We start from the raw sequence: 12414 nt of genomic DNA on the forward strand, positions 1-12414 counted from the left end.
TACGCATTATAAAGTAAGTCTAAACTTTTTTGAGCATATCAAACCAACTATCGGTAGTTTTTTCAACTCTATTCGGCAATATCTACAAATTCGCAATGTACTCTGTAGAAAATTTAACTCAAATTCACAACAATAAATATTTTTTCAATCTATCCTAAATAAATGGACCATAAATGGACCATGAATCTATATTTAAATTAATCAACGAACATTTAAATAAGTAGTATTTTTTCTTGTAGCCAATCTACAGCCATTTGTTGATGAGCAATAATACTGGCAAAAACATGTTGATCATGCCCTGCCGGTAATGCTTGATGTTTTTTCTTTTTCCAATTTAATATTTGCTGTTCGAGGTAAAGCGTTTGCTCTAAGATTTGATAATCATTATAGAATTCTAGCGAAGCGCAACTTTTTGCAAAGGCCAGTTCAACACTGGTAGTTGTTCTTATTTCACTTTGTATGCTTTTTCGATTGTGGTTATAAAAAAAAAGTAAGATTCTAATTGTAAATACTTTTTCATTTATTAATTTTCTTAATAGCCTTTTTAAAGAATAGCTTTCTACCAGATAGAAGGTGCGTTGATAATATCGAACAGCTCGATAGCTAAAGTTCAAAACATCCCGAATAAAGTGTTGCCGGTAAAGCTCCTGGGATTTTGGTAACACCATAGATAATCCTCCTTTCTCTATTTTGGTGATTGACATTCAAAGTTTATGCCATGACAATAATCCCCTTGCAGACTACTAACCAAGTAGAAACCTATGTACACGCCTAAATTATTTGTTCATGCCGAAAATACCTCACTCCTGGCGCTCGTCGAATCATCTAAAACGACTCAGCGTTTTCAGTGCGTATTTAGTGAACAAAAAGAAAAGCGCTGGATTCAGCAAATTGATGAAGATGAAACGATTGATCTGGCATTAATCTATCTCAGTGCATTATCAGAAGAAGACCAATACGACCTACTCAACAGTCAATGTTTTAACCGTGTTGACTTTATTTTTATCAGCGATGGTACCCCAAACCCAAATATTGATGCTTTAATGGCCGCTAGCGCCGGTTTTCACTTTAGAGAGCCCTACAATGTGGGATTACTTGAAGATACCATAAGTGACTTTTATGAGGGGTATGCAGCCCGTAATGCTAAAGCGAAAAGCATTAAAAGTAGTCAACTCGATCAATTTGGTTTGTTACTCGGCTCAAGTGAAGTAATGCACAAACTGTATCGAGTTTTACGTAAAGTTGCAGAAGCTGAATCAAATGTATTCATTATTGGTGAAAGTGGCGCGGGTAAGGAATTAGTCGCCAATACCGTGCATAATGCCAGTCCTAGAAGCGCAAATGCTTTTGTTGCAGTTAACTGTGGAGCATTAAGTCCCGAATTGGTCGAAAGTGAACTTTTTGGTCATTTAAAAGGCGCATTTACTGGCGCAACCAAAGACAGACAAGGGCTATTTGCACAAGCAGAAGGGGGCTCTTTATTTCTGGATGAAATTACTGAAATGCCTTTAGATCATCAAGTAAAATTACTCCGAGTATTAGAAAGCAGAGAGTATCGCCCCGTTGGCTCAACAACAACCCAATACACCAATGTACGAGTGATAGCGGCGACTAATCGAGATCCTGTACAAGCGATTAAAGATGGACTACTACGCGAAGATTTGTACTACAGATTAGCCCAATTTCCCATCCAACTTCCGCCGCTTCGAGAAAGAGAAGATGATATATTGGGACTTGCATTACACTTTCTGGCACATCGAAATGCAGAAGAAAAATACCAAAAAGAAATCGACGCTCAAGCTTTAGAAAAAATTAAAAGCCATAATTGGCCAGGCAATGTCAGAGAATTAAAATATACAATGGAGCGCGCATTTATACTGAGCGAAAAAGTAATTCATGCCGAACACATTTTATTAGATATACTTTCGCCATCAACAGCCAACGACTCGATGAGTATTCAACCAGGTATTCCCTTGTCGGAAATTGAACAAACAGCGATAGAAACAACACTTAAAGCCAACCAAGGCAATCGAGGCGAAACCGCTGAACAACTTGGCATTAGTGTAAAAACTTTATACAATAAACTTGAAAAGTATCAGCAAGAAGATAATTAATTTGAACTTGGACGCTCATTAATTATCCTCCAGTTGAGCAAGTTGCTTGTTAACTATAATAGTTAATTTTTGCGGTAATGTTTCAATATTCAAAACATCAGCCTGGTAAGTCTCACCATCAATAACATATTTAATTACATCACTCGATTGTATTGTTATTTGTTTAGCTGTTTTGTGTTTGACTAACGCATCATTACCAATTTTAGCGCCGCATAACGCTCTAATAATTAACTGGGAAACACTGACAAATGGCTGAATATTTGAGTCTTTAGACGATTCAAACCAAGTGATATCGAGCAAGCCATCTTGCCATTTAACTTTACCAGCACCTTGGGCAAGTATGGTTGTCGAAGGAGCCGCGTTAGCAACAACAAAACTGGCTGCATTAACCTGTAACTTTTCCTGATCGATTGTTACCACCAAATCAACACTACGATTATCGGCTAAAGATTCCCATAAAGCAGAAAGGTAAGCAAACTGTCCACTATCATTTTTCTTACTCCTATCAGAGTTAGTAATCATTTCATACCCTTTACCAATAGCAATAACTAACAGCGCAATACGATCATTACATTTGGCAACATCAATGGGCAAACAAGATTTTTGTAAAATCGCATCACAAGCACTGTATAGCGGTGCGACTTTCGTTGTTGCCCCCAGAAATAGATGTGCCAAAGCATTAGCGGTTCCCATTGGTAATATCGCCAAGGGCGTAGGATTATTCGCTTTAACCAACATGTTAGCCACTTCGGCAACGGTTCCGTCGCCACCGGCTGCAACAATAATATCGAACGCTTGTTGAAGCGCTTCGCGAGTTAATACTTCAGCAGATATATCAGCTTCAGTTTCTTTTATTTCAACCTGGTATCGAGTAGACAAACGCTCAATCACTTCGCTTTTATGTTGTTGCCACTTTCCTCCCCCCGAAACAGGATTAGCAATAATACACAGTTTTTCAGTAATGTTGAGCTGTCCGTTATTTTTAAATTTTTCAAGTGCCTTATACTGTGAGCGATTTAATCTGGCAGTATTTCTAATCTTATTAATATGAGTCAGCGCATGTTGTACATCCCATTCTGGATGACGATGCATCAAAAAGGCAGCCATTACCCAAACCGATCGTCCCCGCCCCAAAGCGCAATGAATAACAACTTTTTGTTGACTATTCATTCTATCATTCAACCAATTAATAATAGTCTTAGTTTGCTCTTCGGATGGATACTGATGATCTAGTACTGCAACATTTAAATAATGCAAATTGTTACTTTCTGCAGTCCAATCCAGTCCATTAAACTCTGCTGTGATATCTAAAATGGCACTTACACCATGCGACTTCAGTTCGTCGATGTCTTTCGAGAAAAGTCGACAAGCAAGAAATAGCGCTGAGTCGACTTTTTGAATAGCCGGTACACTATCGTAACGCCTGGCAATCCAGTTATATAAAGTTGCACCAGCAAGAAATGGCGTTAATAACCAACGAACATACCACGGTATAATACCATTTTCTCGCTTACGAAATATTTGAGGCGCCTTAGTTAAATAAGCAAAACTAACGACAGCTAGACTGACCGACAACCAAAACAACAAGCTTGATAAAAACAGGTTGTCGACAATCAATCCCAAATAAAACGTAACAACTAAACCAATTAAGTAATACTTTACCATAGTGACCAACTTAGTTAATAATTTGCATTAAGCCTGATATCTGTTAAGAATTCTTAATCACATTTTATTTTATGCAGTTATCAGAGATTCTTTTTCTTTATCAAACGCTTTAGCCAAATGATTTTTTTCACTTGACTCAAGGACTTTACCAGCTTGTTGAAAAATTTTTTGCTCTTCCTCTTCCAAGTGATGCAGTAACTTATCTTTTAGTTGGTTCATGTATTGCAACCAAGCGGGTGAACTCATCTCTGTTTGCTCAAGCTTTTCAATCATTTTATCCAACTGATGATGTTCATGAATTGCATGTCGTGATTGTTGCAATGTTGCATCAGCCTTCATAATAGGCACATAAAAATGGCGTTCCTCAGCAGCAGCATGTGCTTCCAACTCTTCTTTTAGCTCGTTAAAAAATAGTTTTCTCGATGCGGAATCCCCCGATGTTTCAACCAGAGCTTTAACTAATGAACGTTGTTTTTCATGATCTCGACGAATAACTTCAAAAATATTCATGCTATCTCCTTTTCTTTTTAAGTCACAAAGAGTAAAGCGAGTTTCATGCCAACTTTATTTTTTGCAATATTCTCGTATATTTAAGTAGAAAACACCGCTTTACTCGATAAAACTTTACCGAGTCGGCAATTATTTCCGATTGCGCAGGTAAAAGTTAGTTAGATTGGTGTAAGTTTGATTTAGTTTTTTTTCCTTTTCCTTGCAGGCTGTCAAATATTATTCCTGAATTGGTATGCTGATATCGCATTGAATACCATGTAGAGCCTTCCGTGACATGTCTGATATGGGGCTTATCGCACCCCACAAAGCTACTGGAAGCATTAACATCATAGTTTTCTCTGATATGAACATCACAAACATGAGCTGACATTGCTTCAAATGTTGTATCATAAAAATCATGTCTACTATCTCGGTAGAAAAGAGTTTTCTTTTCTACCGATGGTCTTATTAGGTCATCGTTTGTTTCAGAAAAAGAAAGCAATGGGCAGGTGAGTAAAATTATCAAGAAAAGCGGGTTTAACAGTCGCATAAAACTTCCTTATATATTGTTTAATATAAAACAGATAAGTCATTTGACTTAATATGCATTTTTAGAACATTAAGCTTTACTTATCTGGTTGTTCAGTAGCCGTCATTTTATATAGCTGAAATAAAAATGCTGTTAAATTTCGGACAAATGTTAGCAAAATTCCGCCAATCTCCTGAAAATTAACTATTTTGAATAGTTGAACGTCTTAAATTAATGCCAACTCCATATCGAGTCGAGAACCAATTATTCTGTACATTCTTTTTTGAGATTAAGTTCGCAGAGTTAATAAAGGGTATTTGAAGGTGAGCGTCCGGTCATTCACACCTTCCTAAGGATTTGTAAAGCCCAGTGGTAAGTATAAATCTTACTAAACTACGAACAAACAGTCAGCTTATAGCCAATTTAGACAGTGCCGTGTCTGGAACAACTTATATGCTCTAACAATTAGCCAGCACATTTCCCTGCTTCAAACCTCTTCATTTCCTCTACATCAACAAAAGTCGGTGCACCATACTTAACCAAATATTCTATACACAGCTCTACAAACTGGTCGTCATCTTCCATTAAAGCCCAAGATTGCCCTTGCCCATCAAAATAGTGAATTAAGTGTCTACCACTCTCTATAAACTTATGCATATAGAAATCCTCGAGCTTAGCTAGACTTTCTAAATATTGAATTACTTCAACTTCATTTGAGTTCGTCAAGCTCATACTTAATTCCTCTTATTAGGGTTTGGTTTAGGCGTAGGTTCAAAACCAGTTGCACGGAACACCGTTGGCTTTTCTGTCCCAACGAGAATCTGAGAAACAGGCCTTGGCCCAGTTGGGTTTCTCGCCCATGCAGCATTTAGAACATCAATATCCGCCAATGAAGGAGTAAGACTGTTAACCCCAAACTCATCAGTCGGATGAGTATGAAGTATCGGCCTTTGTCCAGATTGAATAGGTGCACGTGTTTGAGAACCAGACCTTAATACAAAGTTTCCGCTCTCTTTAGTAAGTATGAATTCAACACCTGAATTCTGAGACATTTGCCAAATATCGTCAAAAACCACTGTCCGTTGTTCAAGTATTACACCTGGTGTTCCCGGTATAGCTCCTGTATCCAACAATTCTTGAGTTGTCGATTTTGCTCCAAGCCCCTCTGTTCTTGGTAACGCTATACGACTTAACCCCGGCTGTTGAACTGAATTAACCGTATTTGGAACAACAAGTGGTTAATCAATCAAAGCATCCTTCGCAGCTTGAACCATATGTTCAAGCATTAGATCAGGATAGCGCTTTTCAAGAGACTCTATACATAGAATAAAATCATTACTTTGTAAGTTTTTTGACACATCGTCAAAAACTGAACTCAAGTCTTCAACTATTTCACTGTCGTCCAAATCGTTCAACAGAGAAATAGTTGAACACTCATCCTTAGACAAGAGTTCAGTAAGCTTTTCCCAATACTCATAAACCTTGGGATCTTCAGGATGTAGTTTATTTACTTGTTCAACAATAACTTTAATTTCAGATATTAAGCTCATATCAAAACCTTATTTATTTGTAATAACTTCCCAAAAGTCCTTGATTGTTAATGATGGTTGTTTTGAGCCATCAGGAAAAACAGTCGCTGGCTGACCATTTGTTTTAATTACACCGACTCTAACATTGTTATAAGTTCCATAAACAGGAACGCCATCTGCGACACTATCAAAGTTTTTAGTGTTGCTAACAACATACTCACCAGCAGCTTTGATATCAGTTTCCGTCCATTTTTCTGGGAACCAAGACTGCCCTAAGCCTCTTTTCTTAATCTTATGCTTATGTTGAGGGATATTTCCTACTCTTACACCATTATCAAAAGTGTGCTCAATATTATACTTCATACCTATTTTTTCTAGGTAATCAATATTTGCTTGACCGTGACCTCCACCAGACATCGAAGACGGATAAGGATTTTTCTTTGGGTTACCAGGTGTGGGGAAATCTCCAATATTAGAATGCTTAACAGCTCCTTGACTGAAGGTTATGTTGTTTGGAACAACCTTTCCCAGTTCAGTACGATTACCCTCAGCATTATCACCAATATATTCTGATTGTTCAACACCCGCATCATAAGTTGTTTTCTCTTTTAACTGTTCTTTATTAGCAACCAATCGCCGCTCAGCTTCCACCCGCCTTGTATGCTTTTCACGAAACTTCTTGGCTATATCTGCCGCGGTGGGATTCGTATCGAGCAATTTATAATATTCTTCCAATGGCCAAAAATAATTGGGATCATACTCACCATTTTCAGCACGATACCGCTCTAAGTATTCAATTTGATTATCGCCCCAACCATAATCACCAAGGAAGCCCTCTAATTCATATTCATCTCGAATTAAACAGTTATACACTATAATCGTTTGAATTTTGATGAGGTGGACTAAGTCATCGATGACATCATCCTCGGTATACCAGGACTGAATAGTTAAGCCGTGGTAATGACCAATCTTTTCGACGATTCGCCAGAGGTGCTGCGGGAAGTTTTGTTCGTCGGTCAGTCGCCATAAAAACTGCTTGATAAAAATATCATCACGAGTTTTACATTCGGTATTAATTTCAAATTCGAGCGGGTTAGCTTCAAAAAAATAAGGGGCAAATAAAAAGCGCCTGCGGCTGCGCGATCTGACGTAGAATGGGTCGAATAACATGGTGCTAAGTCCTTTTTGAGAATTGACTCACTTTTCAAATTTTTTTGATATTTGAATACTTTCTCTACATTCAAAATATCACGGGTAACTAAACAATTATTACCTTGCCTGATTAGTGATGAATACATCCTACCAAAGTATTATTTCTCTCACTAATTTGATTTCGTGAACCAGTTTGCAATTATTTATTTTTTAAGGTGCGTTTCACTCATGTTAACGTATGTGATAGAGCGGTTCCCTCTCTCCGTTTTAATTAAAAGTTTTTGATGATTAGCAGGCAAACTAAAACCACTAAGATTTTAGTTAGACTAACAAGGTTGCAAATCCTTTTAAAAATTTGAATATTTTTTACATCCAAACTAAATCAAGCAAGTTAAAGCGCTAAAAAACTTCAAGTTTTTCTGATAACAAAAATAAAAAAGCCCTCAAGATAAGGGCTTTAAATAATTAATCATTCACTATTTCAAAAGTAAATTCTAGAAAAGTTATGTATACCTGATACTGGTTTATGTAAAAACAGACCAATCTAACTTATTGATTTTATTCAATATTACCGAAAATAACATCCTGACCTCAGCTGTATAATGTAAATTTTTAACTAGTCTTGTTATTCAAACTTTACAGATTTAATATTTCTAACTGCAACGAACCCCACATGCTACAGGCCCAGAAAAAGAAAATCCTAGGTTGAACAGGACTCTGTCCCCCTCTCTCAATGCATCCCACAAGTCATCTTCAACTGATTTTGCAGGAAAAAACACTTCGACTCCTGAACCATCCATTCGTATAAAACCAAAACCACTACGTTTCTTGTGTACGACACCAAAGTAATTTTTCTTTTGGCCATTTGCAATATCATAATCCAAAATTTCTACACGCCGTGAATGTGATAGCTTTGCATTTCTAATATTTTCAAACGTGTCTAAGGCGATCTGATATTGGCTTTTGTCATTTGATATGAATGCATACCTAGCAAACCAAAATTGAGCCTGATAATTTTTATCTCCAGGGGTAAAGGCTCTTCTATAGTAATAGAAAAGTTCCTCAGGATCTTGCAATTGAGTTTCTCTTAATAGTTCAGCATAGTGAAAATTCAATCGGTGATCCCCTCTCCTTCTCTCCAAGGCTAGCTGAAGAATATTCTTCGCTTTTTCAATTTCATTTTTTTCTTTATAATATGTGGATAAACGTATTGCTAAATAAGGGTCTCGATCTCTCTCTGAAAATGAGTTTTCTAGTGCTTTTATCGCTCGCGCATGATCCTTGATTAAACTAGAAAACTGGGATTCTATAAGATGAATCTGTGCTTCAGATGGATATTTTTGTTTACTCTCCGAAAGAACTTGTTGAACTTTTCTTATTGAATCATCTATAACTCGCTGGCTTGCGAGTTCGTCATTAATCGTATCAGAGAGCGAATCAACCATTAATTCCAAGACTGAAGAAGTAATGTAACTAGAATCCCCCCAACGTCTAGCAGCCATATCCAAATACGCTGTAGCTTCAGCTCGGCATTTTTTTCGTAAATGCAACTCTTCGCTATTCTTAGCTTTATCTCTCCAAACAACAGCTAGACTATGTATTATACTTGAGTCATAAGGAGCTTTATCTTTAGCTCTATTTAATAAATCCAATGCAGTTTCCAAACTGCCATTCGGTCTAATTCGTTCATAATTGGCCATCTGCTGTAAGAGATAGGGCTCATCACCAAAATATTCTTTTGCATGCTTATACAAAGCACTTACATCTTGAAAGTCTGTAAATAACTCATGCAAGGCCTTCGCTCTAATTAACGAACGAAATGATTGTTTATCACTACTGAATGATAAGTTAAGACGGCTCACGATATTCATATATTCTCTATATCGGTCTTCCGAATTTTCGAGAGCGCGACTGAAAACAATTTCCGCAATTTCAGAATGTCTCGCTATGTAGTGCGCGTCTTGATCTCCCCCCCCCCTCACAAGTACAACCTTTTCGAGAGGTCTATAAAAATCCCTCTTAAAGTCAGTAAAACTAATCTCATGTATCCTTGAGATTAATCCTGCTCTAACTGGTATTCTGAGTCTATTTAGCGTACACACAGTCAAGTAAATAGCTCTAGCGCTTTCAGGAACGATATTTGAATATTCGTTGAAAACGATATCTTCAAAAGGTTCGCCCATTGTTGCTTCGTGTAAAGCTACCAACAACTGTCGCCCATGAATTTCCTTCAATTCGGATTTTCGTTCGTCAAAAGACTTTCTGGCTAAATTCGGCCCCAAAGAATCATGCTCATCTAACTTTCTGAGCAAAGATTCAATTTCATTTTCAGACAAGTATTTAACTTTGTACAAGTCAGTAACTATTTCATCTAACTCTTCACAACGAATATTCCATTCATTAAAACGTTCTGCCGTAAGTATGGTTACTTTACAACCTCTACTTTTTGCTTTACTGAAAAAGCGTTCAATATTTATCGCATTTACAGCAGCATCATCCCAAATGACAAAAACACGCTCGTTAGTTTTATTTATAATCTCTTCAATTAAGTCAATATCTGCATTACTGCCTTGCTTGACCCACAAGAAAACTCCAACCTTGGAGTCTTTTGCAGACCAAGCTAAATTTCTAAGTAAGACACTCTTTCCTGAGCCTGCTTCTCCTTTAATTACAAATAATTCGGCACCGGACCTTTCTACTTCAGCCTTTTCAATTACGTTTTCAAAAATTTCTGATTCTATGCTTCGCGTTATTGATAACTTCTCATCTAAAGGATACCAACCTAAATCGCCCCCTTTATAAAAGTCCTTGGGATCTCCATTTTGAATCGGCATATTGGTATGAACATATTCGACATCATTTGTAAGAAAAGAGATTAGTTCTTCACTAGGTGAGGCTTTTGTTACAAACTTCCCCTGTATTGGGTGTGTTGAATCCAAACTTACTAAAGATAAACTTCTTTCAACACTAGTTATGTTTTTATCCAATTCCTCGATGAATGCCTCAAATGTAATCTGTAAACCCGTTATTCGCTTTTCTGCCCAATAAGTATTCTCAGCGTCTCTCAATCCTGGCTTTATCAAATAATGTCTTTGCCCTTGAGGGGCATTACGTTGAACCTCCAACATTACTGCTCTGATATTCGGATCTTGTAAACTATGGCCAACAAAAACGATTGTATTGTCATATGCTAACTCGTATAGATAGCGAAACAATCGATCTCTGTTTGTTAGACTATCGTTATACTGATCAACTGTTAAAACCAATGGAAGTTCTGAGTCATGAGTACGAGTAATACAGCCATGAAGCTTTACCAAAGGTAATTTGTCATTTGTAACTCTAGTTTCATCAAAGTTATCTGAATTGGATATAAGAGGGTAAATCTCCTGAAGTTTCGTCTCAGCATTTTCATAAACTATTTCAACCAAGCGGTCATAATTTGTTGTAAACATTGCTCGCCATTTGAACGCCGGTATTTTGAGATGAAAAGGCGCAGGAGTTAAACCTGAAAAATAATCTTTAATAAAGTCTTGTACATTTGCCAAACCGCTTTGTGATGTAGCAATAGCAGCGACATGGGCTAAACTGTCATTTTTAAATGATTCATCTAAATACTCTTTGCACAATATGTCTCGTAAATCATTACCTAATGGGATATCTTTACCGGGTAGCGAGGCTCCATATAAAGCACCAGAACCAAGTAATAAGACTACTTTTCCCTTTTTTACTTCTTGAATTAGTGCTTTTGGCAATTCCATAACTTTAGTCCTTTTAATCTTCATTTAACTTTTGAAATATTTGCTTTAATTATTAGGTTATTTCTCGATCAATTTTTGGTAATGGTTCATTCATTTGCTGCTCAGTTAGCCCATGCTTGTATGCATTGTATTGCCATACTACAAATTTCTCCAACAAAGCGTCATTTTTCCTTTTGAGCATTTCTACTTCACTTTGTAATTTAGAAATGCGCTCTGCGGCAGCATATAGACTGCTGGGTTTTGGCTTGGAAAGTTCTCTTTGCCTTAGAGAAGCTTTTTTTGTCTTGTAAGCCTCTCGTATCATTTCATTCGAGTACAAAGATTGCCTTGTTGGTTTTTTACCAACGACAGCTTCACTTTCCTCGCAAATAGCTTCCCACGTAAGTTTCTTATCATCGTGCGCGTAAATAATATTGAGTATTGCCTCAACATCTCTAGTTGTTAAGTGCTTAGCCAAGACCACCTCTCAACAGCTTGGACATATCATCCAACAACGCTGACTCTGATTTATCGTTCAATTCTGATGTTATCTTTTTAGATTCAATAGCTCGACGTAATGGACTAAATGCTCTGTTGTTCCTTAATTTGATTTGTGCTCCGTCAGGCATATCAGAGTGCTCAAGAATTCCAACTAGCTCCTGTAATCTTGCAAACGTATCTCTAAAAAACAAGGGGTCAAGCCTATTTTACAATATATAACTCCCTTTCCAATTGCTTTACCTCACTCAACCATTGGCCTTCAACTAACTCACGCTTAACCTTATTCACAGAAAATGACACACTTCCACAATGACTTAAGTTAAATAACACTGCAATTTGCTTGAGACTCATAGCCCCATATCGCTGACAGGCATACATCGCAAACGCTCGTGCGGGATTGCTCACTCGTTTACCTCCTGGACAGCTTTTAATATCGCNAATGACTTAAGTTAAATAACACTGCAATTTGCTTGAGACTCATAGCCCCATATCGCTGACAGGCATACATCGCAAACGCTCGTGCGGGATTGCTCACTCGTTTACCTCCTGGACAGCTTTTAATATCGCGGCTCTTTACTTTAAATATAACTGCTACCAGCTCAAGAATTCTTTGTCCACCTGGTCTATCTTCCAAGACTTTTCTTAGTTGTTCAATATTTTGCTCTTTTGTCTCTTCCCTGACAGATTCTTTAAACGCT

Annotated in this window: 13 protein-coding genes; 1 reads left to right on the forward strand and 12 read right to left on the reverse strand. The window is 37.3% G+C overall.

The genetic code is table 11. From position 1 onward, the window contains the following. Positions 1-212: 212 nt before the first annotated feature. The gene (locus ABVT42_RS13825; protein WP_353896412.1) at positions 213-704 is read right to left on the reverse strand and encodes a hypothetical protein; all 492 of its coding nucleotides are present in this window, start codon (positions 702-704) and stop codon (positions 213-215) included. A gap of 57 nt (positions 705-761) precedes the next feature. Between ABVT42_RS13825 and ABVT42_RS13830 the strand changes: the two genes are divergently transcribed. Next, positions 762-2114: a sigma-54 interaction domain-containing protein gene (locus tag ABVT42_RS13830; protein WP_353896413.1), complete on the forward strand. Its 1353-nt coding sequence runs from the start codon at positions 762-764 to the stop codon at positions 2112-2114. 18 nt (positions 2115-2132) lie between these two features. Here the strand turns inward: ABVT42_RS13830 and ABVT42_RS13835 are convergent, their stop codons facing one another. The 11 genes from ABVT42_RS13835 to ABVT42_RS13885 form a co-directional block, all read right to left on the reverse strand. Next, positions 2133-3779, reverse strand: a complete 1647-nt coding sequence (locus ABVT42_RS13835) for a diacylglycerol kinase family protein (RefSeq protein ID WP_353896414.1) — start codon at positions 3777-3779, stop codon at positions 2133-2135. 69 nt (positions 3780-3848) lie between these two features. Continuing rightward, the gene (locus tag ABVT42_RS13840) at positions 3849-4289 is read right to left on the reverse strand and encodes a hemerythrin domain-containing protein (protein WP_353896415.1); all 441 of its coding nucleotides are present in this window, start codon (positions 4287-4289) and stop codon (positions 3849-3851) included. Between the two features lie 154 nt (positions 4290-4443). Continuing rightward, complete coding sequence (locus tag ABVT42_RS13845; RefSeq protein WP_353896416.1) at positions 4444-4818, reverse strand: hypothetical protein; 375 nt, start codon at positions 4816-4818, stop codon at positions 4444-4446. Positions 4819-5262: 444 nt separating this feature from the next. After that, positions 5263-5529 carry a hypothetical protein gene (locus ABVT42_RS13850; protein WP_353896417.1) on the reverse strand — a complete coding sequence of 89 codons (267 nt, stop codon included), beginning with the start codon at positions 5527-5529 and terminating at the stop codon, positions 5263-5265. Positions 5530-5531: 2 nt separating this feature from the next. Further along, positions 5532-5849, reverse strand: a complete 318-nt coding sequence (locus ABVT42_RS13855; protein WP_353896418.1) for a hypothetical protein — start codon at positions 5847-5849, stop codon at positions 5532-5534. A 186-nt stretch (positions 5850-6035) separates the two neighbouring features. Beyond that, on the reverse strand, positions 6036-6347 hold the full coding sequence (locus ABVT42_RS13860; protein ID WP_353896419.1) for a hypothetical protein: 312 nt from the start codon (positions 6345-6347) through the stop codon (positions 6036-6038). A 9-nt stretch (positions 6348-6356) separates the two neighbouring features. Continuing rightward, on the reverse strand, positions 6357-7496 hold the full coding sequence (locus ABVT42_RS13865; protein WP_367023943.1) for an EndoU domain-containing protein: 1140 nt from the start codon (positions 7494-7496) through the stop codon (positions 6357-6359). Positions 7497-8131: 635 nt separating this feature from the next. Continuing rightward, a complete protein-coding gene (locus tag ABVT42_RS13870) occupies positions 8132-11236 on the reverse strand; it encodes a P-loop NTPase (protein ID WP_353896829.1) in 3105 nt (1034 codons plus the stop codon). Positions 11237-11288: 52 nt separating this feature from the next. Continuing rightward, a complete protein-coding gene (locus ABVT42_RS13875) occupies positions 11289-11693 on the reverse strand; it encodes a hypothetical protein (protein ID WP_353896830.1) in 405 nt (134 codons plus the stop codon). Positions 11694-11917: 224 nt separating this feature from the next. Next, a complete protein-coding gene (locus ABVT42_RS13880) occupies positions 11918-12121 on the reverse strand; it encodes a hypothetical protein (RefSeq protein WP_367023946.1) in 204 nt (67 codons plus the stop codon). Between the two features lie 22 nt (positions 12122-12143). Then, complete coding sequence (locus ABVT42_RS13885; protein WP_465251081.1) at positions 12144-12350, reverse strand: helix-turn-helix domain-containing protein; 207 nt, start codon at positions 12348-12350, stop codon at positions 12144-12146. Positions 12351-12414: the final 64 nt, after the last annotated feature.

This window comes from Aliikangiella maris, from assembly GCF_040719265.1.
Taxonomy (GTDB): Bacteria; Pseudomonadota; Gammaproteobacteria; order Enterobacterales; family Kangiellaceae; genus Aliikangiella; species Aliikangiella maris.

What these genes read in the sequence shown, in the direction of transcription:
- ABVT42_RS13865 (WP_367023943.1), bottom strand. Translation starts at nt 7,496, where the DNA reads ATGTTATTCGACCCATTCTACGTCAGATCGCGCAGCCGCAGGCGCTTT.
- ABVT42_RS13855 (WP_353896418.1), bottom strand. Translation starts at nt 5,849, where the DNA reads ATGTCTCAGAATTCAGGTGTTGAATTCATACTTACTAAAGAGAGCGGA.
- ABVT42_RS13835 (WP_353896414.1), bottom strand. Translation starts at nt 3,779, where the DNA reads ATGGTAAAGTATTACTTAATTGGTTTAGTTGTTACGTTTTATTTGGGA.
- ABVT42_RS13870 (WP_353896829.1), bottom strand. Translation starts at nt 11,236, where the DNA reads ATGGAATTGCCAAAAGCACTAATTCAAGAAGTAAAAAAGGGAAAAGTA.
- ABVT42_RS13860 (WP_353896419.1), bottom strand. Translation starts at nt 6,347, where the DNA reads ATGAGCTTAATATCTGAAATTAAAGTTATTGTTGAACAAGTAAATAAA.
- ABVT42_RS13830 (WP_353896413.1), top strand. Translation starts at nt 762, where the DNA reads ATGTACACGCCTAAATTATTTGTTCATGCCGAAAATACCTCACTCCTG.
- ABVT42_RS13850 (WP_353896417.1), bottom strand. Translation starts at nt 5,529, where the DNA reads ATGAGCTTGACGAACTCAAATGAAGTTGAAGTAATTCAATATTTAGAA.
- ABVT42_RS13845 (WP_353896416.1), bottom strand. Translation starts at nt 4,818, where the DNA reads ATGCGACTGTTAAACCCGCTTTTCTTGATAATTTTACTCACCTGCCCA.
- ABVT42_RS13840 (WP_353896415.1), bottom strand. Translation starts at nt 4,289, where the DNA reads ATGAATATTTTTGAAGTTATTCGTCGAGATCATGAAAAACAACGTTCA.
- ABVT42_RS13825 (WP_353896412.1), bottom strand. Translation starts at nt 704, where the DNA reads ATGTCAATCACCAAAATAGAGAAAGGAGGATTATCTATGGTGTTACCA.